The following is a 22540-nucleotide window of genomic DNA, read 5'->3' as shown; positions in this document are numbered from 1 at the left end:
CACCATTGTGTCGCACTATCATCGTCGAGTCATGGCATCCCGATACGACTGCAACGACCCCGACGGGCTCCTGACCGGGATGCGGCTCGCGCGCGCAGCACTCGGTCGGGGCGAACTCGTCGTGGTCCCCACCGACACCGTGTACGGCCTCGCTGCCGACGCCTTCGACCAGGCCGCCGTGCAGCGCCTCCTCGACGCGAAGGGACGCACCCGGCAGTCACCGCCGCCCGTGCTCATCCCGGGTCCGCCGACGCTCGACGCGCTCGCGAGCGAGGTCCCGCAGCAGGTCCGCGACCTCGTCGCCGAGTTCTGGCCGGGCGGGCTCACCGTCATCCTGCGTTCGCAGCCGTCCCTCGACTGGGACCTCGGCGAGACGCGGGGGACCGTCGCGCTCCGGATGCCGGACTCGCGGATCGCACTCGAGCTCCTGCAAGAGGTCGGGCCGCTCGCGGTGTCCTCCGCGAACTCCACCAGTGACCCCGCCGCGATGGACATCGACGCGGCCGAGGCGATGCTCGGCGACAGCGTCGCGGTGTACCTCGACGGGGGATCGCTCGCCGCGCACGACGGGTTCGCGGCCTCCACCGGCTCGACGATCGTCGACGCGACCGGGCTCTCGACCGGGGACGGCCTGCGGATCGTCCGCCACGGCGTGATCCCGGACTCCGAGATCGAACGGGTCGTGGGGGCCGACCTCGTCACATGAAGTACTACCTGCTCGCGGGGCTGATCTCGGCGGTCGTGAGCTTCCTCGTGAGCTGGCTCGTCTGGAAGCTCGGGATCAAGTACAAGTGGTACCCGAAGGTCCGCGAGCGGGACGTGCACCGCACCCCTACACCGCGGCTCGGCGGGATCGCGATGTTCATCGGGATCATCGTGTCGCTGCTCTGCGCCTGGTTCGTGTTCCCGGAGATCGCGGGCGTCGACTACTTCCGGCTCGTCTTCGCGGAACCGCAGCGCGTGCTCGCGGTGCTGGCCGGAGCGACCATCATCGTGGTGCTCGGTGTCGCCGACGACATCTGGGACCTCGACTGGATGACGAAGCTCGCGGGGCAGATCATCGCGGCCGGCATCCTCGCCTGGCAGGGCGTCGCGATCGTGTCGCTCCCGATCGGCAACTCGCTCGGCGTCGGTTCGTCCTACATGAGCCTGATCTTCACGGTGCTCGCCGTCGTGCTGGTGATGAACGCCGTGAACTTCATCGACGGGCTCGACGGCCTGGTCGCCGGCGTCGCGATCATCGCCGGCGGGGTGTTCTTCCTCTACACGTTCTTCATCAACCGCGTGGTGGTGCAGACCGAGTTCTTCTTCAACCTGCCGTCCCTGCTGACCGCGGTGCTGGTGGGGGCGTGCTTCGGCTTCCTCATCCTGAACTGGCACCCGGCGAAGCTCTTCATGGGGGACGCCGGCGCGCTGCTCGTGGGCTTCCTGATGGCCACCAGCGCCGTCTCGATCACGGGCAACATCGACCCGGCCGCGGTGCGCACCCGGACGGACCTGCTGCCGGCGTTCATCCCGATCCTGCTGCCGTTCGCGATCCTCATCGTGCCGATCCTCGACTTCGGCCTGGCGGTGTTCCGTCGTCTGAGCGCCGGGAAGTCCCCGTTCTCCGCGGACCGGAAGCACCTGCACCACCGGCTGCTCGACATGGGCCACTCGCACTTCCACGCGGTGCTGATCTTCTACGCGTGGACGGCGACCGTCGCGATCGGCTGTCTGCTCTTCCTGTTCGTGCAGTGGTGGTGGGTGGTCGCGTTCGTCGCGGTCGGGTTCACCATCTGCGCGATCGCCACGTTCGCCCCGCTCGGGCGGAAGCGCACCGAGATCCGGGTGCAGACCTCCGGCGCCGCAGCCGGGGTGGTCGACGCCAGCCTCGACCCGCTGGACCGGGCCGCCGCCGCACGTGACGGCCGTCCGGTCACCGGGCCGTCGCGCACCGCCCGCGCCCGTTCCGGCGGTGCGTCCACGTCCGCCCGACCGTCCGCGTCCGCCGGACCGGCCGCGGGGCCGGGAAGCCCGTCCACCTCGACCGACCGCTCGACTCCAGGAGATCCCTCGTGACCGCACCGAACGGACTCGACCACGTCCGTCCCGTCTTCCGCCGCATCCTCGTGCAGGGAGCCGTCCTGGCGGCCGCACTCGCCGTCGTCGGTGGGCTCGTCGGGTTCCTCGTCGCCGGGGGACCGGGACTCGCCGGGGGCCTGATCGGCGCCGTCATGAGCGTGGTGTTCTGCGGGCTCACCGCGGTGAGCGTGCTGCTGGCGATCCGGTTCTCCGGCGGTCAGATGATCTCCGGCGCGTTCTTCGGCACGATCATGGGGATGTTCCTCGTGAAGTTCGTGCTGTTCATCGTGGTGCTCGTGCTGCTCAAGGACCGGGACTGGGTGAGCACGCCGGTGCTCGCGATCGCGATCATCGTCGGGGTCATCGGTTCGCTGGTGATCGACGTGACCGTGATCAGCAAGGCCCGGGTCCCGATCGACGTCCGGCTGCCGGGCTCGAGTGCGGAGACCCCAGGCTCAGCGGACCCTGAGAAGGACGACCCGCGCGTCTGAGAGCCCGGGAAGGCTCTCACACCTGATAGTGTTTGTTGCGTCCGCGTCCGGAGCCTCGCTCGGAGCGGACAGCCTCCACACAGTCCACCATCGCGTGCCATGATGTGCGCGCGCCGACACAGGAGACAGCGCTGCTATCCCACGCTCTTCCCCTGTCCCTCACCGCTGCGGCCAACACCGTTGCGGCGGGGAGCAGTAAGGCCGCCGAATTCCATGGTCCGTCGATCAACGAGTTCTTCCCGGACCCGATCTTCTTCGCCGGGACGCCAATCGAGATCGATCGCGTCGTCATCATCCGCTTCATCGCGGTCGCAGTGCTGCTGGTATTCGCCTTCGCGGGGACCCGTGCGCTGAAGCTCGTCCCGAACCGGGGTCAGGCGTTCATCGAGTACGGCTTCGACGTCGTGCGCCGGAACACCTTCGACAACCTGGGTGAGAAGGACGGCAAGCGCTTCCTGCCGCTCCTGGCGACGATCTTCTTCGGTGTGCTGTTCATGAACCTGACGGGTCTCATCCCGTTCATGAACCTCGCCGGCACCAGCCGCATCGCGATGCCGATGATCCTGGCGATCGTCGCGTACGTCGCCTTCATCTACGCGGGTCTCCGCAAGCACCCGGGCACGTTCCTGCGGAACTCGCTCTTCCCGCCCGGGGTGCCGTGGCCGCTGTACATCATCGTGACGCCGATCGAGCTCGTGTCGACCTTCGTGCTCCGTCCGATCACCCTGACGCTTCGACTCCTGATGAACATGGTCGTCGGGCACCTGCTGCTCGTCCTGTTCTTCTCGGCCACCTGGTTCTTCTTCTTCGAGTCGCACAGCCTGCTGGCGTTCTTCGGCGTCGGGACCCTGGCCTTCGGCATCGCCTTCAGCTTCTTCGAGATCCTCGTCGCGCTGCTCCAGGCCTACGTCTTCATGCTCCTCACCGCCGTCTACATCCAGCTGGCGCTGGCCGACGAGCACTGATTCCTCACTGACCCCCTACGGGACCGGCATCCGTCGGACCCGCACCTCGAAAGGAAAACACGTGGACGCAACGACCGTTCTCGCGGAGATCAACGGCAACATCGCGACGGTTGGCTACGGCCTCGCAGCGATCGGCCCGGCCATCGGCGTCGGCATCGTCGTCGGCAAGACGATCGAGTCCGTCGCTCGCCAGCCCGAGCTCCAGGGCCGCCTGACGACCCTCATGTACATCGGTATCGCCTTCACCGAGGCCCTGGCCTTCATCGGTATCGCGACGTACTTCATCTTCACCAACTAAGGTTCCTCGATGCAGCACGCACTCATCATCGCGGCGGAGGAGAACATCAATCCGCTGATCCCCCCGGTGTACGACATCGTGTGGTCCGCGGTGGCCTTCGTCATCATCTTCCTGGTGTTCTGGCGTGTCGTCACGCCGCGCATCACGAAGATGCTCGATGAGCGCACCGAGGCCATCGAGGGTGGCATCAAGAAGGCCGAAGCTGCTCAGGAGCAGGCCGCGGCCGCGCTCGAGGAGTACAACAAGCAGCTCGCCGACGCCCGTGCCGAAGCCTCCCGCATCCGCGAGCAGGCCCGCGCCGACGCCACGGCGATCGGCAACGAGGTCCGCGAGCAGGCTTCCGCCGACGCCGCCCGCATCACGTCGAACGCCCAGGCGCAGATCGAGGCGGAGCGCCAGAGCGCTCTGCAGTCGCTCCGCACCGAGGTCGGCTCGCTCGCACTCGACCTCGCGTCGGGTGTCATCGGCGAGTCCCTCAAGGACGACGCCAAGGCCACCGCGGTCGTCGACCGCTTCCTCGCCGACCTCGAGTCGTCGAGCAGCGCCGAGGCGTCGCAGGCCGAGACGGAGCGCTGAGCATGCGGAGCGCCACCCGAGCAGCACTGACGTCCACGCAGGCGGTGCTCGCCGACCTCGGCGGCAGCGCCGACCTGGCGAGCGGTGCTGAGATCCTCGCCGCTGGGCGAGTGGTCGCCGGTGCGCCGCAGCTCCTGACGCTGCTGGCGGACCCGACTGCCGACGTCGTCGGCAAGAAGGCCGTCATCGACCGGGTCTTCGCCGGACAGTCCGACGCCACGCGCGCCGTGCTGACCGCCGTCGCCGGTTCCCGCTGGTCCTCCCAGCAGGACCTCCTCGCCGGCATCGAGGACGCGGGCATCCGTGCCGTCGCGGCCACGGCCGAGGCGGGCACCCCGATCGAGGCCGAGCTGTTCGCCTTCGAGACCGCGGTCCGTTCGGACGCCGGACTCGAGCTGGCGCTCGGCACCAAGCTCGGCAGCCCGGAGCAGAAGAGCGCGCTCGTCGAGCGTCTCATCGGCAGCAAGTCGTCGCCACAGACCGTGACGATCCTGTCGGCACTGGTCCAGCAGCCCCGCGGCCGCCGGATCGGTGAGCTGGTCCGCGATGCCTCGCGCATCGTCGCCGACCAGGCCGAGAAGGTCGTGGCGACGGTCATCACCGCCACGGCGCTGTCGGAAGCACAGGCGGCCCGTGTCGCCCGCGGGCTCTCGGCGCGCTACGGCAAGGACATCATCGTCAACCACGTCGTCGACCCCCGGGTCGTCGGCGGGGTCCGGGTGCAGGTCGGCGGCGACGTCATCGACGGCACCGTGTCCACGCGCCTCGCCGACCTCCGGCTCCAGCTCGCCGGCTGAGCGTACGGTCGAACCGACACCCCAAGTCCACAACGGGAACTGTCCCCACCGGGCAGCATCACCCTCTCGGAGCCGAAGGGCCCCGGAAACCAACAAGGAAAATCCCATGGCAGACATCACCATCAGCCCCGATGAGATCCGTGATGCCCTGAAGGACTTCGTCTCGAACTACGAGCCGACGAAGGCCTCCACGGCCGAGGTCGGGCACGTCACCGACGCCGGTGACGGCATCGCCCACGTCGAAGGCCTCCCCGGCGTCATGGCCAACGAGCTCATCCGCTTCGAGGACGGCACGCTCGGCCTCGCGCAGAACCTCGACGAGGACTCGATCGGCGCCATCGTGCTCGGCGAGTTCGCCGGCGTCGAAGAGGGCCAGGAAGTCACCCGCACCGGCGAGGTCCTCTCGGCCCCGGTCGGCGACGGCTTCCTCGGTCGCGTCGTCGACCCGCTCGGCGCCCCGATCGACGGTCTCGGCGAGATCCCGGCCGAGGGTCGTCGTGCCCTCGAGCTCCAGGCTCCCGGCGTCATGTCCCGCAAGTCGGTGCACGAGCCGCTCCAGACCGGCATCAAGGCGATCGACGCCATGATCCCCGTCGGCCGCGGCCAGCGTCAGCTGATCATCGGCGACCGCCAGACCGGCAAGACGGCGATCGCGATCGACACGATCATCAACCAGAAGGCCAACTGGGAGTCGGGCGACGAGGACAAGCAGGTCCGCTGCATCTACGTCGCCATCGGCCAGAAGGGCTCCACGATCGCCTCCGTCAAGGGTGCGCTCGAGGACGCCGGCGCGATGGAGTACACCACCATCGTCGCCGCTCCGGCCTCCGACCCGGCCGGCTTCAAGTACCTCGCCCCGTACACCGGCTCGGCCATCGGCCAGCACTGGATGTACCAGGGCAAGCACGTCCTGATCATCTTCGACGACCTGTCGAAGCAGGCCGAGGCCTACCGTGCGGTGTCGCTCCTCCTGCGTCGTCCGCCGGGACGCGAGGCCTACCCGGGTGACGTCTTCTACCTGCACTCCCGTCTGCTGGAGCGTTGCGCGAAGCTGTCCGACGAGCTCGGCGCCGGTTCGATGACGGGTCTCCCGATCATCGAGACCAAGGCGAACGACGTCTCGGCGTACATCCCGACCAACGTGATCTCGATCACCGACGGCCAGATCTTCCTGCAGTCGGACCTCTTCAACGCGAACCAGCGTCCGGCCGTCGACGTGGGCATCTCGGTGTCCCGCGTCGGTGGTGACGCCCAGGTCAAGTCGATCAAGAAGGTCTCCGGCACGCTGAAGCTCGAGCTGGCGCAGTACCGCTCGCTCGAGGCCTTCGCGATGTTCGCGTCCGACCTCGACCAGGCGTCGCGTCGCCAGCTGGACCGCGGTGCTCGCCTGACGGAGCTCCTCAAGCAGCCGCAGTACTCGCCGTACCCGGTGGAGGAGCAGGTCGTCTCGATCTGGGCCGGCACCAACGGCAAGCTCGACACGGTCCCCGTCTCCGACGTGCTCCGCTTCGAGTCCGAGCTGCTCGACCACCTGCGTCGCAACTCCGACGTGCTCACGATTCTGCGCGAGACCAACCAGCTCAGCGACGACACCGTCGCCGAGATGGACAAGCAGATCGACGAGTTCACGAAGAGCTTCCAGACGAGCGACGGCAAGACGCTCGGGTCGGAGCAGGTCCAGGCAGCGGACGCCGAGGACGTCGACCAGGAGCAGATCGTCAAGGGTCGTCGCTAGATGGCAGCGCAGGTCCGGGTCTACCGCCAGCGGATCAAGTCGGCGAAGACCACGAAGAAGGTCACGCGCGCCATGGAGTTGATCTCGGCGTCGCGGATCCAGAAGGCGCAAGCCCGGATGGCCGCGTCCGGTCCGTACTCGCGTGCGGTGACCCGGGCCGTCTCGGCCGTGGCGACGTTCTCGAACGTCGACCACGTGCTGACCACCGAGCCCGAGTCGTCGACGCGTGCCGCCGTGGTGCTGTTCACGTCGGACCGCGGCCTGAACGGCGCGTTCAGCACGAACGTCCTCAAGCAGGGCGAGGAGCTCGCCTCCCTGCTCCGCAGCGAGGGCAAGGACGTCGTCTACTACCTGGTCGGTCGCAAGTCCGTCGGGTACTTCGCGTTCCGTGAGCGTCCGTCCGAGCAGCAGTGGGTCGGCAACACCGACCAGCCGGAGTTCTCGACGGCCAAGGAGATCGGCGACGCGGTCGTGTCGAAGTTCCTCCAGGACACCGCAGAGGGCGGCGTGGACGAGATCCACATCGTGTTCAACCGGTTCCTCAGCCTCGCGACCCAGGAGCCGCAGGTCGTGCGCCTGCTCCCGCTCGAGGTCGTCGACGGCGTCGAGGAGCCCACGAACGACGAGCCGCTCCCGCTCTACGAGTTCGAGCCGGACGCCGACGCGGTGCTCGACTCCCTGCTCCCGGTCTACATCGAGAGCCGCATCTTCAACGCCATGCTGCAGTCGGCTGCTTCCGAGCACGCCGCACGGCAGAAGGCGATGAAGGCGGCCAGCGACAACGCCGACTCGCTGATCCGTGACTTCACCCGACTCGCGAACAACGCGCGTCAGGCCGAGATCACGCAGCAGATCTCCGAGATCGTCGGCGGCGCCGACGCCCTCTCGTCGAAGAAGAAGTAGTCCGCGTCGTTCGCGGACAGCAACCCACCCTCAGGAAGGCACCAGCCATGACCGACACCGCTACCACCGCGGTCGAGACGTCGTCGGCGCCCGGTGTCGGCCGGATCGCCCGTGTCACGGGCCCCGTCGTCGACATCGAGTTCCCGCACGACGCAATCCCGGAGATGTACAACCTCCTCTTCACGACGATCACCATCGGTGACTCGTCGCAGGAGATCGGCCTCGAGGTCGCGCAGCACCTCGGCGACGACCTGGTCCGTGCCATCTCCCTGAAGCCGACCGACGGCCTCGTCCGTGGTCAGGAGGTCCGTGACTCGGGCGCCCCGATCTCGGTCCCCGTCGGCGACGTCACCAAGGGCAAGGTCTTCGACGTGCTGGGCAACGTGCTCAACACCGACGAGAAGCTCGAGATCACCGAGCGCTGGCCGATCCACCGCAAGGCCCCGGCCTTCGACCAGCTCGAGTCCAAGACCTCGATGTTCGAGACGGGCATCAAGTCGATCGACCTCCTCACGCCGTACGTGCAGGGTGGCAAGATCGGCCTCTTCGGTGGTGCGGGCGTCGGCAAGACCGTCCTCATCCAGGAGATGATCCAGCGCGTCGCGCAGGACCACGGCGGTGTCTCGGTGTTCGCTGGTGTCGGTGAGCGCACCCGAGAGGGCAACGACCTCATCGGTGAGATGGAAGAGGCGGGTGTCTTCGACAAGACGGCCCTCGTGTTCGGCCAGATGGACGAGCCGCCGGGAACGCGTCTGCGCGTGGCCCTGTCGGCGCTGACGATGGCGGAGTACTTCCGCGATGTCCAGAAGCAGGACGTGCTCCTCTTCATCGACAACATCTTCCGCTTCACGCAGGCCGGCTCCGAGGTCTCCACGCTGCTCGGTCGCATGCCGTCCGCGGTGGGCTACCAGCCGAACCTCGCCGACGAGATGGGTGTGCTCCAGGAGCGCATCACCTCGACGCGTGGTCACTCGATCACCTCGCTGCAGGCGATCTACGTCCCGGCTGACGACTACACCGACCCGGCGCCGGCGACCACGTTCGCGCACCTCGACGCCACCACGGAGCTCTCCCGCGAGATCGCGTCGCAGGGTCTCTACCCGGCGATCGACCCGCTGACCTCGACGTCGCGCATCATGGACCCCCGGTACCTGGGCGCCGACCACTACGAGACGGCCACGCGCGTCAAGCAGATCCTCCAGAAGAACAAGGAGCTGCAGGAGATCATCGCCATCCTCGGTGTCGACGAGCTCTCCGAAGAGGACAAGATCACGGTCGAGCGCGCTCGTCGTATCCAGCAGTTCCTCTCGCAGAACACCTACATGGCCAAGAAGTTCACGGGCGTCGAGGGCTCCACGGTGCCGCTGAAGGACACGATCGAGTCCTTCCGCGCGATCGCCGACGGTGAGTTCGACCACGTGGCCACGCAGGCCTTCTTCAACGTCGGTGGCATCAACGACGTCGAAGAGAAGTGGGCGCAGATCCAGAAGGAGAACCGCTGAGATGGCGGGTCTCACCGTGAGTGTCGTCTCGGCCGACCGCGAGGTCTGGACGGGCGACACCACCATGGTCGTCGCACGCACGACGGAAGGCCAGATCGGCATCCTGGCGGGGCACGAGCCGATGCTCGCGATCCTCGCCCAGGGCCAGGTCCGCATCACGCGGGCCGACGGCTCGACCGTCGCGGTCGACGCTGAGGACGGCTTCCTCTCCGTCGAGCACGACACGGTCACGATCGTGGCGCGGCAGGCCGCGCTGGCGTCCTGACCGGACTGACCGTCCTCCTCCCGCCTTCGGAGACGAAGCGGGAGGGCGGGGAACCGGGCAGCGCACTCGATCTGGGTGCGCTCTCGTTCCCGGAACTGACCCCAGAGCGGGCCGCGGTGATCACCGCGGCCCGCTCCGTCAGTTCCGAGGAGTCCACCGCGCGGACGGCGTTGAAGCTCGGCCCGAAGTCGATCGCCGAGCGGTTCCGGAACCTGACGCTCGAGTCCTCGCCGACGTTGCCGGCGATCGAGCGCTACACCGGCGTGCTCTACGACCCGCTCGACGTCCCCGCGGCGTCCGGAGAGGTCCGTGCCTGGTGGTCGCGGCACGTGGTCGTGCAGTCAGCCATGTTCGGGCCCGTCGGTGCGGGGGATCCCATCCCGGCGTACCGGCTCTCGCACGACTCGAAGCTCGCCCCGCTGCGCCTGGCGTCGCACTGGCCCCTCGCCGCCGGCCGGGCCCTCGCGTCGCGAGCCGACGGCCTCGTGCTCGACCTGCGCTCCGAGGGCTACCGCGCGCTCGGTCCGCTGGACGGTGCGGTGCCGCTGCGGGTGGTGAGCGTCGACGGCGTCGGCCGGCGCAAGGCGCTGAACCACTGGAACAAGACCGCCAAGGGGCGCCTGGTCGCGCTGTTGGCCAGGACCGGTGCCTCGGTCGGCTCGATGGACGAGCTGGTCGACTGGGCACGGGCCAACCACGTGGTGCTCGAGCGGGTCGACGGCGGCTGGGACCTCGTCGCGGAGAGCCTGGCGCCGGTCACGGTCTGACCGGCGCGGCCGTTCCTGCACAGGCTGTCGGCGCGGTCGCGTTCTCCACGGGGTCGCGCCCGGCACCTGCCTGGAGGCCCGGATCACGCTTCGATGGCGGCATGAACCCAGACGCCGTCACATCCACCGCTGACCCGTACGTCCGCTACCCACGTGAGATCGCTGCCGCGGTCACACTGCCGGTGGCAGCCACGGCGCTCGTCGCGCCGGGCACCGAGCCGCCGTCGCCCGGCGGCAGAGCCGCCATCGGCACCGCGTGCGGCGCCCTCGCCACCCGCATGGCGCTGATCCGCTTCGTCGCGTCTCCGGCCGGGGGAGCGCACCCGGCGTCGGTGCAACCGTTCGACCCCTTCCACGAACCGGCTCCGCTCTCGCTCCACGGGTTGGGTCCGTCTCCGGACCGCGACCGCGTCCGCGTCGCGGGGGACCGGGCCGTCGCGGTGTGGCACGGGTGGACCGCGCAGGGGTCGCCGCGGGACGACCGGCGGGGTGTTGCCGGCGCGCTCGCGCTCGGCGCGTGGTGCGCGTGGGCGCTCGGGTCGTCCGCCCGAGCCGAGGTCCGCGCCCGGTACGCGCTCGACGTCGTCCCGGACGACGCACTCGCCGGACTGGTCCAGCGGACGTGCGCTGCCGGGTCGGCGCCGGCGTGGTCGGGGTGATGCACGGTGCACCGGATCGTCTACGGTTGTCGTGACCACGCAGGAAGGGCACCACGTGCACGACGACGCCGACGACATCGAGGACACGGTGCTCCGTCCTCGGTCGACCCGGCCGTCCGCGGGTCCCGACGGGCTCGTGGGCCGCCTGCCCGGTGACGACGATCCGCTGGGGGACACGGTCGTCCGCGGGCCGCGCCACGCTCAGGCCGGCGTCCCGGACAGCCGCGACGGTTCCCTCGACGACACCGTCGTCCGCGCTCCGCGACCGGTGGGCTCCCCGGAGACCGGCCACGTGCCCTGGACGCCACCAGGAGCCGATCCGGCCGGCGGCCTGACGGACGTCGCCAGCGGCCTCCCGTCGGTACCGGAGCCGGTGCGCACCCGGGTGCCGTCGATCCGGATCGGCGACCGGGTGATCCGCCTCGACCACCCCGTGGTCGTCGGCCGTCGGCCGGCACTCCCACGGATCGTGCGGGGGCCCGTCCCGGAACTGGTGGCGGTGCGCTCACCGAGCGGACTGGTGTCCTCGTCGCACCTGCTCCTCCACGCCGAGGGCGAGGTCGCCGTCGTCGACGACCTGCGTTCGACGAACGGCACCCTCGTGCGTCCGGCCGGCGCTCCGGCGTACCGGATGCCGTCGGGTGCATCCATCGTCGCGCTGACGGGTACGGTAGTCGAGATCGGGGACGGGGTCGCCATCGAGATCCTCTCACCGCACCTCCGTGCGACCCCTCCGCCCGACGGTGTCCCGCCGTCCTCGCACCAGCCCCCGGTCACCCGTTGACCGGCACGCCCCGAACCCCCAGAGAGCGATCCAGAACGTGACCGAACTCGGCCGAGCCGCCGCCGCCCACGCCATCGACGTCCCGGGCAGGGACGGCGCCACCATCACGCTGTCCTGGGGTGCCGCGACCGACGTCGGTCGTCGGCGTGACCACAACGAGGACAGCTACATCGTCGAGGCACCGTTCTTCGTCGTCGCCGACGGCATGGGCGGACACCTCGCCGGTGACCGCGCGAGCGACGCCGTGGTCCGTCGTCTCGGCGACGCCGTGGACGGCCCGTTCGGCACCCGTCAGGCGGTCCAGCGCGCACTGCTGCTCGCGACCGCGGACATCGAGCGCGCCGCCGGCGGCAACGCCATCGGTGCCGGCACGACGGTCACCGGCCTGGCCCTCGTGGCGTCCCACGGGCAGCCCGCCGCGCTCGTCTTCAACGTCGGCGACTCGCGGACCTACCGGGTCGAGGACGGGGTCCTCCGTCGCATCACCGTGGACCACTCGGTCGTGCAGGAGATGGTCGACGCCGGTGTCCTCCGCGCCGAGGACGCAGAAGCGCACCCGGACAGCAACGTGATCACGCGCGCGGTCGGGTTCGGCGAGCCGCCGGCCCCGGACTGGTGGACGCTGCCGCTCCGCGCGGGCGACCGCTACATCGTCTGCTCCGACGGCCTGACGAAGGAGATCGGCGACGCCGGCATCGGTCGGATCGCGGCGAAGGTGGCCGACCCGCAGGAACTCGCGGAGCGTCTCGTCGGGGACGCCCTCGTCGCGGGTGGCCGTGACAACGTCACCGTGGTGGTCCTGCAGGTCGACGAAGCGCCGGCCGACAGCGACCTCGAGGACACGCTTCCCCGCCACTGAGCTGGCCCCCGAACTGGGGGATGATCGTCGTCCCCTGTCTGCTGGTGTACAGAATTCCGGTGTCGTGGTTCCGTAGGATGGAAGGCCGCGACGTACAACGGGCCGATCGGCCGGAGGGGAGCGCACGATGGCCCGACGCCTGCCGTCGACACCCCCTGTCATCGCCGGGTTCAGCCCCGTGCACGTGCTCGGTTCCGGTGGTTTCGCCGACGTCTTCCTCTACGAGCAGGACATGCCGCGGCGTCAGGTCGCGGTGAAGGTCCTCCTGGACGAAGTGGTCGACGACCGCGTCCGCCAGATGTTCCAGGCCGAGGCGAACCTGATGGCGCGTCTCAGCACGCACCCGTCGATCCTCACGGTGTTCCAGGCGAGCGTGGCAGCAGACGGCCGTCCGTACCTGGTGATGGAGCTCTGCTCGTCCTCGCTCAGCGAGCGCTACCGTCGCGAGCCGATCCCGGTGTCCGAGGTCCTGTCGATCGGGATCCGGATCGGGTCCGCGCTCGAGACGGCGCACCGCGAAGGCGTGCTGCACCGCGACATCAAGCCCTCGAACATCCTGCTCACCGCGTACGGCAACCCGGTGCTCTCCGACTTCGGCATCGCGGCGACGATCGGCGGCACGGACCCGGACGAGCCGATCGGCATGTCCATCCCGTGGTCCGCACCAGAGGTCCTCATCGACGAGTCCCGCGGCACGATCCAGTCCGAGGTCTACGCGCTGGCCGCCACGGTGTTCTCCCTGCTCGCCGGTCGCAGCCCGTTCGAGGTCCCCGGCGGCAAGAACGGCGCGTCCGACCTGATGGGACGCATCGACAAGGGCGGCGTGAAGCCGACCGGCCGCGCGGACGTCCCACCGTCGCTCGAGCGCCTGCTCGCGACGGCGATGTCCCGGAAGACCCAGCTCCGTCCCGCGACCGTGATGGAGCTCGTGCGCGGGCTGCAGCAGGTGCAGGCCGAACTCGGCCTCCCGCAGACCGCGGCGGACGTCGCCGTCGAGGCCTGGTCGATCGCCACGCCGAGCCCGGACGGCGACCGCACGATAGTCCGTGAACTGCAGCCGCCGTCCCGTGTCGGACGTCGCCGTCGCACCCGTCGGCCGGTGCAGGGCGGCGTCGCGGCGACCGGCTCCCGGAGCGTCGGGACCGTGCACCGCACCGGGTCGGTGACCCGCGGGCGCCGACGTTCTCGCCGGACGGTCGTGTGGGTGTCCTCGCTCGCCGCCGTTGTGGTCCTGGCCCTCGCCGCGACGAGCGTCGTGCTCGTGTCGCGGGTCGGCTCCGGCGCGATCCCGACCGTCTCGGACGTCCGGGCCGCAGCGTCGTCGGAGTCCGTGACCTTCCGCTGGTCGGACCCGGGGCTCCGGAACGGCGACACCTACGTGATCTCCTCGAACGGCGCCTCGAGTCAGCAGTCCGGCACGTCGTTCGTGGTCTCCGGCAGCAAGGGCGACGAGGAGTGCATCTCCGTCGCCGTGAACCGTGACGGCAAGACGGGCGTCGCGAGCGCCGAGCGGTGCGCGACGATCGGCAGCGGGTCGTGATCCGGCGCCTCCTGACGCAGCACCGGTCCGCCGCGGTCACGCTCGGCGTCTCCGTGCTCGTCGGTGCGCTCGTCGCCGGGGCCGCGGTCGTGTCGAGCGGGTACCACACGCAGCGGGTTGACCTCGGCGACGGCACCGTCTGGGTGCCATCGGCGGAGTACGGCGCCGTCGGCCGCGCGAACACCGCCGTCCTGCAGCTGAACACCGCGATCGAGGCCTCGTCGGACTCGCTCTCGGTGTTGCAGCGTGGCTCGACGGTCTACAGCGTGGACGAGACGAAGGGCACGGTCGCGAAGGTCGACGTCGCGGACGCCACCGTCGGGGACGCCGTGACGCTGCCGTCCGGCGCTCCGCAGGTGTTCCTCGCCGGGGACACCGCGGTGATCGGGAACCAGGAGACCGGTGAGCTCTGGTCGACCCCGGCGTCCGAGCTCGACGAGTTCGACGCCTCGACGAAGGCGGACCTGACGCTCGGCGCGGACGCCGTGTTCGACGCGTCCGAGGACCACGTCGCCGTCTACTCCCCACGGACCGGTACCGCCTCGTTGGTCGACGTCGGCACGACGCTCTCGGTCGCGAAGCGCTGGACCGTGCGGATGGACCGCAAGGACGACTTCCAGGTCGCGGCCGTCGGCAGCCACGTCGCGGTGCTCGACCGGACCGACGGCACGCTGTCCGTCGACGGCACCGAGGTCGACCTCGGCGACCGGGTGGGTGGCTCCCCGTCGCTCCAGCGGTCCACGACCGACGGCGACGCGGTCGTCGTCGCCGGCGCGGCCGGACTCGTCCGGGTGACGCCGACCGGCTCGGCGACGACGACCGCACTCGCGGTGTCCGGTCGCGCGGCCCGCCCGTACGTGGACGGCTCCTGCACCTACGGGGCATGGAGCGGCGGTCAGGCGGTCGACACCTGCGCCGGACGCGCGCTGCAGCGGCTCGACCAGGTCCCGGGCGCGGCGGCGCTCCAGATCGTGCACAACGGCGACACGGTCGTCGCGAACGACCCGTCGACGGGCCGGGCCTGGGCGATCGACCGCAGCGGCCAGCTCATCGACAACTGGGCCGACCTCATCAAGCGGGACGACGACCAGCAGCAGGAGCAGGTCTCCGACGACGACCCCGAGGTCGAGAAGGACCAGAAGCCGCCGGTCGCGGTCGACGACGACCTGGGCGCTCGTCCGGGACGCACCACGAGCCTCCCGGTCCTGCTCAACGACTACGACCCCAACGGCGACCCGATCGTGGTGAGCGAGGTCGGGACCGTCGACGGCGGCGGCACCGTGGCCGTCGTGGACGACGGCCAGCGGCTGCAGATCACGCTCGACGGCAGCGCCAGCGGCACCGTGACCTTCCCCTACACGATCACCGACGGCAACGGCGGTTCCGCCAGCGCGACCGTCCGCGTCTCCGTGCGCCCGGAATCCGAGAACGAAGCGCCACGACAGGTCCGGGACACCAGTGCGGACGTCGTGCAGAACGGTCACGTCTCCACGAACGTCCTGGGGGACTGGGTCGACCCCGACGGCGACCCGGTGTACCTGAAGTCGGCGACGGCGTCCGACGGCGACCAGGCGTCGACCACGCCCGACGGCCTGCTCGACTTCCGGAACGCGAGCGGCCGCACGGGGGAGCGCAGCGCCCAGCTCGTCGTGAGCGACGGCCGCGCCGACGGCCGCGGGTCCCTGACGGTGCACGTCGCCAAGCAGGGCAGCGTCCCCCTCCGCGCCGACGCGTTCCCCGTGCAGGGCTACGCGGGCAAGGCCTTCACGGTCGACCCCCTCGAGCACGTCCGGGGCGGCAACGGCACGGTGACGCTGACGAGCGTGTCCTCGACGAGCGGGCTGACGATCACCCCGAGCTACGACGCCGGGACGTTCCGGGTGCAGGGCGACACCGTCGGGGACCACCAGGTCGAGTACACCGTGACCGACGGCACGAAGACCGCCAGCGGGATCGTCCGGATCACGGTCCTCGCGCCGCCGGACGCGTCGACCGCGCCGATCACCACCCCGAAGACGGTCTTCGTGAACACGCTGTCCACCAAGGACACCGACGTCACGGCGACGGACATCGACCCGGCGGGCGGGGTCCTGCTCGTGACCGCGCTCGACGGTCCGGCACGGGGCTCCGGCGTGCAGGCGAGCATCCTCGACCAGCACACCGTCCGGACCACGCTGACCGCGCCCCTCGACGGGCCGGTCACGTTCACCTACACCGAGACGAACGGGCTCGCGTCGTCGACGGGCACGATCACCGTGGTCGAGATCCCGAAGCCCGACCGCATCCAGCCCCCGGTCGCACAGGCCGACAGCGCGACGGTGCGCGTCGGCGACGTCGCGAACATCGACGTGCTGGCGAACGACACCCAGCCCGAGGGCGAGCCCCTCACACTGCAGCCGGACCTGGTGCAGAACGTCCCCGGTGACGGCGGCCTGCTCTTCGCCTCCGGCGACCACCTGCGCTACCTCGCTCCGAAGACGCCCGGCAGCTACACGGCCGTCTACCGCGTCGCCGGACCGGACGGGCAGACCGCGGACGCCGCCGTCTCGATCTCCGTGCGAGAGAAGGACAGTGCGACGAACAACCCGCCGGTCCCCGAGACCGTCACGGCGCGCGTCGTCGCCGGACAGGCCGTGCGGATCTCGATCCCGCTGAACGGGATCGACCCCGACGGCGACTCCGTCCAGCTTGTCGGCGTCGGGTCGAACCCCGACAAGGGCTCGGTCAGCGACGTCGCCGCCGACTCGCTCACCTACGAGGCGGGCGACTACTCGGCGGGGACGGACGAGTTCACCTACACGGTCGTCGACGCGCTCGGCGCCCGCGCGACCGGCACGATCCGCGTCGGCATCGCCCCGCGGGCCGAACAGGCGTCGAACCCCGTCGCCGAGGCCGACCACGTGACGATCCGACCTGGCGGCTCGGTCACGGTCCGCGTGCTCCAGAACGACTCCGACCCCGAGGGCGGCGACCTGTCCGTCACCGCGGCCGAACCGACCGCGAAGGACGTGAAGGCGAAGGTCCTCCGGAAGCAGGAGATCCGGGTCACCCCGCCGAAGACCGCCAGGTCCGGGGACTTCGCCGTGCTCTACACGGTCGCGAACGAGAACGGTGGCGCGAGCACGGCCTTCCTCACCGTCACGGTCGACAAGGACGCCAGCCCCCTCCGCCCCGAGGTGGACGACACCACCCTCGACCTGCAGGACATCCTGCACCGGCAGAGCGTCACCGTGGACGTGCTCGAGAACGTCTTCTTCGCCGAGGGCTCGACCGCCGACCTCACCGTGGGCGTGGTGGACGGCTACGGCGACACCGCCCGGGTGAACGACACCGGCCGTGTCGTCGTGCGGCTGACCGACGACTCGCAGGTGATCCCGTTCTCGGTGGCACGGCAGGACCACCCCGACATCGTGTCCTACGGCTTCATCCACGTGCCGGGCTTCGACGACGCGCTCCCGCAGGTCAACCGGACCGCCGGCGCGATCACGGTGAAGAGCGAGGCGACGGTCCGCATCCCGCTCTCGAAGTACGTCGTCACCGCGAACGGACAGACCGCGAAGGTGACCGACAGTGGGACGGTCAAGGCCACGCACGCCAACGGCGACGACCTGGTGGTGGACTCGTCGACGCTGCAGTTCACGTCCGCCAAGCTCTACTACGGCAACGCGTCGATCTCGTTCGAGGTCACGGACGGCTCGAACGCGAACGGCGGCAAGGGTCGTGTCGCGACGCTCGTGCTGCCGGTGAAGGTCACGCCGCGGTCGAACCAGCCGCCCGCGTTCACCGGGTCCTCGATCGACATGCAGCCGGGGGACGCACGGACCATCGACCTCACGCGCTTGACGGACTACCCGTACCCGAAGGACCTGCCCGAGCTGCGGTACTCGATCGTCAGCCAGCCGGGGTCGGGCACGACGGCGACCATCTCCGGCCAGCGCCTGACGATCAAGGTGGCCGACTCCGCGCGCAAGAACACCACGGCGACGATCGGCATCGGGGTGGCGGACGCGACGAACGCCGGCCGGTCCGGCCTCGTGCAGGTCGGCATCGTCGCCTCCACCCGGCCACTGGTCCAGCCCGGCGCCGACAAGGCGACCGTGAAGCGCGGCGCGTCGACCACGATCGACGTGCTCGCCAACGACCAGCCGACCAACCCGTTCCCGGACCAGCGGCTCACGGTCACGAACATCCGCGGGCTGTCCGGTGGTCTGCCCTCCGGCGTCACGATCACCCCGAGCGCGGACAAGTCGCGCCTGCAGGTGAGCGTCTCCAAGACCGCGAAGCCCGGTGACACGAACCTGCAGTACCAGGTGTCCGACGCCACCAACGACCCGGACCGCGCGGTCTGGGGCAACGTGACGATCTCCGTGCAGGACGTCCCGGATGCCCCGGGTGCTCCGACACGGACCGGTTCGTACGACGGCGGCCAGGTGACGCTGACGTGGGCCACCCCGCAGGCGAACAACTCGCCGATCACCGGGTACCGGGTCTCCGGGACCAACGGCGTCGCGAAGGACTGCGGGCTCGCGACGGTCTGCACGATCACCGGGCTCGACCCGACGGCGTCCTACCGGTTCACCGTCTCCGCGGTGAACGCCGTGGGCGCCTCCGTGGCCTCGGCGCAGTCCGCTCCGATGAGCGCCGACTTCGTGCCGGCCGCCCCGACCGGGGTCCAGGCGACCCCGAACTCGGGGACGCCGAACCGTCTCGACCTCTCGTGGAACGCCGTCCCGCGTCCTGGCCGTGGCAGTGCCGTCGACAACTACGTCGTGACGATCGACGGCCCGGGAACGTCGACGAGCCGCAGCGTCGGCACGGCGACGACCACGTCGTTCGACGGCCTGACGAGCGCCGGGAAGTACTCCTTCACGGTGTCTGCTCGCAACGACGCCGATCGAGACGGCAGCCCGGTGCAGTGGAACACCGGAAGCACGTCCGCCGTCTCGGTCGGTCAGCCTGGTGCACCCGGACCGGTCAGTGCCACCGCCAAGGCAAACGCGAATCAGTACGGAAAGTCTCCGGTGACGATCTCATGGGCGTCGGCCGATCCCGCAGGCGGAAGCAGCGTGAGCTACTCCGTCTACCAGATCGACTCGGGCAACCCATCGTGCACGTCCTTGAACGGCCCGTCGCTCGGCTCGACCAGTCCAGTCGTCGACGATCAACCCAGCAATGGCGGTCAGCGATACGCCATCGTGTCCAACAACGGACTGTTCTGTAACGCTGCCTACGTCACAGCAGCCACCTACGACCGCTCGACGAGCACTGATCCGGCGACTGTCGACGTCACTCGCGCAGGTGCCAACTCGTGGAACGCGGTCGTGACCGCCCCGTCGAAGAACGTGCACCACTACAAGCTCGACACGGGCACCGGGGCTCCTGTCAACCTCGCGCCTGGGCAGTCGTACTCGTACGTTCCTGGCGGAAGTTACAACATCCCGACTTCCTTCGCGATCTACGCCTGTGGAGGGCCGGGAGACACGTTCTGTGCTCCGGAAGCGAACAGATCCAATGGCACTGCCGTCGCACTGAACACAACGGCGTCGGTCGCGAGTGCCGTGTCAGGGAGCCCGATCGTCGTCAACGGACCGACGCTCGGCACCGGCATGACCGTGGAGTACGTGGCTCACTGGTACCTCACCGACGACACCTCCGGGGACGGGATCGAGGAGCGCTGGAATGGAGATGGTGCGGCGCCCAGTCCTCCGGCTCTCGCCCGGTTCGTTCGGGTGTCGGCGAAGGTTTCCTGGACCGACACCGGAATCGCCGAAGAGGGCGACAACTCCGACGCGCTTGCGATCACAGCAGCGCCGCCTGCAACAGACTGAACCGATCTCCACACATTCGCGGCGCGGAGCGCTTGCACGAGAATGAAGAAGGACCCTTCCCAATGAGCATGACCCCCGAGCAGGCCACCTGGTTCGCCGACGTCGCCGGCCGCATCGTGACCAACGTCGAGCAGGTGCTCCTCGGGAAGACCTTCGTCATCCGCCTGGCGGTCACGGCGATGCTCAGCGAGGGCCACCTGCTCCTCGAGGACGTCCCCGGCACCGGCAAGACGAGCATGGCGCGCGCCCTCGCCCAGAGCGTGCAGGGCACGACGAACCGCATCCAGTTCACCCCGGACCTGCTCCCGGGCGACATCACCGGCATCAGCGTCTACGACCAGCGCAACCAGGAGTTCGAGTTCCACCGCGGCCCGGTCTTCGCGAACATCGTCCTGGCCGACGAGATCAACCGCGCGAGCCCGAAGACCCAGTCGGCGCTGCTCGAGGCGATGGAGGAATCGGCGATCACCGTCGACGGCGTCAACCACCGGCTCGCTGCGCCCTTCATGGTCATCGCGACCCAGAACCCGATCGAACAGGCCGGCACGTACCGCCTGCCAGAGGCGCAACTCGACCGCTTCCTCATGAAGACGTCGATCGGCTACCCGGACCACGCGGCCACGGTGAAGATCCTCGAGACCTCGTCCGCGCCGTCGTCCTCGGTCCCGCTCGCGAGCGTCGTCCCGGCCGCGACGATCACCGAGATGGCCGCACTCGCCCGAACGGTGCACGTCGACGCGACGATCGCCGACTACGTCGCCCGCCTCGTGGACGCCACGCGCGCCGCCAGCGAGGTCCGCCTCGGCGTCAGCGTCCGTGGTGCCATGGGCCTGATGCGCGCGTCCCGCGTGTTCGCCGCGCTGAGCGGTCGGCACTACGTCACCCCCGACGACGTCAAGGCCCTCGCCGAACCGGTGCTCGCACACCGACTCGTCCTCGACGCCGAAGCCGAGTTCGACGGCGTCAGCGCCTCCAGTGTCGTCGCGCAGCTCCTCGTGGAGACCCCGCCGCCGGCGGACCGGGTCGCGTCGTGACGGACCGCCGGCCCGTCTCCACGCGCTCGCGTCGCCCCTCGTCGACGCGGTCGCGTCGCACGAGCACGGCGTACGAGCGCACTGGGACGGTCGCCGGCCTGACGAACGTCCGGACCCGCCTGGTCGGCGACCGTGACGGGGTGGCCGCGGACGCCGTCGTCGGCGTCGTCCGCCTGTGGCGATCGGCCTGGAGGCTCGTCACACGTTCCTGGGACGAGGTCTCGTCCGTGGTCACCGGCCTGGGCTGGACCGTGGCCGGCCTCACGCTCGTCGCGTTCGTCCTCGGGTACCGGTTCGGGCTGCGGGAGGTCGTGGTCGTCGGCTTCGCCGGTGCCCTGCTCGTGGTGGTCGCGGCGATCGCGTTGATCGGCCGCTCCCGGCTGCTGATCCGGATGAGCCTGCCCGTCCGGCGCGTCGCCGTCGGCGACGAGGCCGGTGTCACGGTGACGGCGGAGAACCCCACGCGCCTGCCGTCCGTCCCGACCACCGTCGAGGTCCCGGTCGGCAGCGGCCTCGTCGACGTCGCGATCCCGACGATCGCCCCACGCGGCACGTTCGAACGCGCGGTCCCGGTGCCGACACTCCGCCGAGGCGTCCTCGACGTCGGACCGGTCACCGGGGTCCGCGCCGACCCGGTCGGGCTGGTCCGCCGCGAACTCGTGTGGACCGAGCGCGAGCAGGTCATCGTGCACCCGCGGACCGTGGCGATCCCGGCGACGAGCACCGGCCTCGTGCGGGACCTCGAGGGGCAGGCAACGACGGACCTCTCCCCGGCGGACATCTCGTTCCACGCCATCCGCGAGTACATGCCGGGCGACGATCCCCGCACGATCCACTGGAAGTCCACGGCGAAGACCGGGGCGCTGATGGTGCGCCAGTTCGAGGACACGCGTCGCTCGCACCTGGTGGTCGCGCTCGGCATCTCCCGGACCGAGTTCGCCGACGACGAGGAGTTCGAGCTCGCGGTGAGCGCGGCGGCGTCCCTCGGCAGCCGAGCCGTCCGCGACGGCCGCGAGGTCACCGTGGTGGTCTCCGAGCGCACCCCCGAGTTCGCCAAGCGTGCGGTCTACGCCGTGCACGAGCTCCCGACGATCACGCCGACGCGGCTCCTCGACGACTTCGCGACCGTCTCGCTCGCGGACGCCTGCCTGCCCGTGGCCGAGGTCGCCCGGATCGTCGGCAACGACACCGCGGGCATCTCCGTGGCCTTCCTGGTGGTCGGGTCCACGGTCGAGCTCCCGGCGCTCCGGCTCGCGGCCACGCGCTTCCCGATCGGCGTCGAGGTCGTCGCGGTGATCTGCGAGCCCGAGGCCGTCCCGCGGTTCGTGCGGGTGCCCGGACTGACCGTGATGACCATCGGCTACCTCGACGACCTGCGGCTCGCACTGCACCGATCGGCCGCCGCATGAGCGCCCCGCCCCTCGCACCCGCACCGGCGGCGCCCCCGACCCCACCGCGCCGGACCACCCGACG

Annotated in this window: 19 protein-coding genes; all 19 read left to right on the top strand. The window is 70.1% G+C overall.

Annotated features, from left to right (window positions below; translation table 11 throughout):
* Positions 1-31 precede the first annotated feature (31 nt).
* Positions 32-706 carry an L-threonylcarbamoyladenylate synthase gene (locus tag ACIPJY_RS03570; RefSeq protein ID WP_400459360.1) on the top strand — a complete coding sequence of 225 codons (675 nt, stop codon included), beginning with the start codon at positions 32-34 and terminating at the stop codon, positions 704-706.
* A complete protein-coding gene (locus ACIPJY_RS03565) occupies positions 703-2061 on the top strand; it encodes an MraY family glycosyltransferase (RefSeq protein ID WP_400459363.1) in 1359 nt (452 codons plus the stop codon). The genes ACIPJY_RS03570 and ACIPJY_RS03565 overlap by 4 nt, the downstream gene beginning before the upstream one ends.
* On the top strand, positions 2058-2555 hold the full coding sequence (locus ACIPJY_RS03560; RefSeq protein WP_400459366.1) for a hypothetical protein: 498 nt from the start codon (positions 2058-2060) through the stop codon (positions 2553-2555). The genes ACIPJY_RS03565 and ACIPJY_RS03560 overlap by 4 nt, the downstream gene beginning before the upstream one ends.
* Before the next feature lie 152 nt (positions 2556-2707).
* A complete protein-coding gene (gene atpB / locus ACIPJY_RS03555; protein ID WP_400460865.1) occupies positions 2708-3520 on the top strand; it encodes a F0F1 ATP synthase subunit A in 813 nt (270 codons plus the stop codon).
* A 61-nt stretch (positions 3521-3581) separates the two neighbouring features.
* Entirely contained in the window at positions 3582-3818 is a 237-nt protein-coding gene (gene atpE / locus ACIPJY_RS03550; protein WP_027465781.1) for an ATP synthase F0 subunit C, read from the top strand.
* A 9-nt stretch (positions 3819-3827) separates the two neighbouring features.
* Positions 3828-4394, top strand: coding sequence for a F0F1 ATP synthase subunit B (locus ACIPJY_RS03545; protein ID WP_400459369.1), 567 nt, complete (start codon positions 3828-3830; stop codon positions 4392-4394).
* Positions 4395-4396: 2 nt separating this feature from the next.
* Positions 4397-5191: a F0F1 ATP synthase subunit delta gene (locus ACIPJY_RS03540; RefSeq protein ID WP_400459371.1), complete on the top strand. Its 795-nt coding sequence runs from the start codon at positions 4397-4399 to the stop codon at positions 5189-5191.
* Positions 5192-5297: 106 nt separating this feature from the next.
* Complete coding sequence (gene atpA / locus ACIPJY_RS03535; RefSeq protein ID WP_400459374.1) at positions 5298-6926, top strand: F0F1 ATP synthase subunit alpha; 1629 nt, start codon at positions 5298-5300, stop codon at positions 6924-6926.
* Positions 6927-7829, top strand: a complete 903-nt coding sequence (locus ACIPJY_RS03530) for a F0F1 ATP synthase subunit gamma (RefSeq protein WP_400459377.1) — start codon at positions 6927-6929, stop codon at positions 7827-7829.
* 47 nt (positions 7830-7876) lie between these two features.
* Complete coding sequence (gene atpD / locus ACIPJY_RS03525; protein WP_065959250.1) at positions 7877-9331, top strand: F0F1 ATP synthase subunit beta; 1455 nt, start codon at positions 7877-7879, stop codon at positions 9329-9331.
* Position 9332: 1 nt separating this feature from the next.
* The gene (locus tag ACIPJY_RS03520; RefSeq protein WP_056124084.1) at positions 9333-9596 is read left to right on the top strand and encodes a F0F1 ATP synthase subunit epsilon; all 264 of its coding nucleotides are present in this window, start codon (positions 9333-9335) and stop codon (positions 9594-9596) included.
* The gene (locus tag ACIPJY_RS03515; RefSeq protein WP_400468136.1) at positions 9593-10363 is read left to right on the top strand and encodes a YaaA family protein; all 771 of its coding nucleotides are present in this window, start codon (positions 9593-9595) and stop codon (positions 10361-10363) included. Before ACIPJY_RS03520 ends, ACIPJY_RS03515 begins: the two co-directional genes overlap by 4 nt.
* A gap of 101 nt (positions 10364-10464) precedes the next feature.
* Positions 10465-11022: a hypothetical protein gene (locus tag ACIPJY_RS03510; protein ID WP_400459381.1), complete on the top strand. Its 558-nt coding sequence runs from the start codon at positions 10465-10467 to the stop codon at positions 11020-11022.
* A 31-nt stretch (positions 11023-11053) separates the two neighbouring features.
* On the top strand, positions 11054-11806 hold the full coding sequence (locus ACIPJY_RS03505) for a hypothetical protein (RefSeq protein ID WP_400459384.1): 753 nt from the start codon (positions 11054-11056) through the stop codon (positions 11804-11806).
* A gap of 37 nt (positions 11807-11843) precedes the next feature.
* The gene (locus tag ACIPJY_RS03500; protein ID WP_400459387.1) at positions 11844-12665 is read left to right on the top strand and encodes a PP2C family protein-serine/threonine phosphatase; all 822 of its coding nucleotides are present in this window, start codon (positions 11844-11846) and stop codon (positions 12663-12665) included.
* 127 nt (positions 12666-12792) lie between these two features.
* The gene (locus tag ACIPJY_RS03495) at positions 12793-14205 is read left to right on the top strand and encodes a serine/threonine-protein kinase (protein ID WP_400459390.1); all 1413 of its coding nucleotides are present in this window, start codon (positions 12793-12795) and stop codon (positions 14203-14205) included.
* A complete protein-coding gene (locus ACIPJY_RS03490) occupies positions 14202-20033 on the top strand; it encodes an Ig-like domain-containing protein (RefSeq protein WP_400459393.1) in 5832 nt (1943 codons plus the stop codon). Before ACIPJY_RS03495 ends, ACIPJY_RS03490 begins: the two co-directional genes overlap by 4 nt.
* A 62-nt stretch (positions 20034-20095) precedes the next feature.
* Complete coding sequence (locus ACIPJY_RS03485) at positions 20096-21067, top strand: AAA family ATPase (protein WP_400459396.1); 972 nt, start codon at positions 20096-20098, stop codon at positions 21065-21067.
* Positions 21064-22476 (top strand): DUF58 domain-containing protein, encoded by a 1413-nt coding sequence (locus ACIPJY_RS03480; protein WP_400459399.1) that lies wholly within the window; start codon positions 21064-21066, stop codon positions 22474-22476. Before ACIPJY_RS03485 ends, ACIPJY_RS03480 begins: the two co-directional genes overlap by 4 nt.
* The last annotated feature ends 64 nt before the right edge of the window (positions 22477-22540 follow it).

This window comes from Curtobacterium sp. NPDC090223 (genome assembly GCF_044746585.1).
GTDB lineage: Bacteria > Actinomycetota > Actinomycetes > Actinomycetales > Microbacteriaceae > Curtobacterium.
Note: the sequence above shows the minus strand (reverse complement) of the source record. Positions and strands in the feature narration are given on the sequence as shown.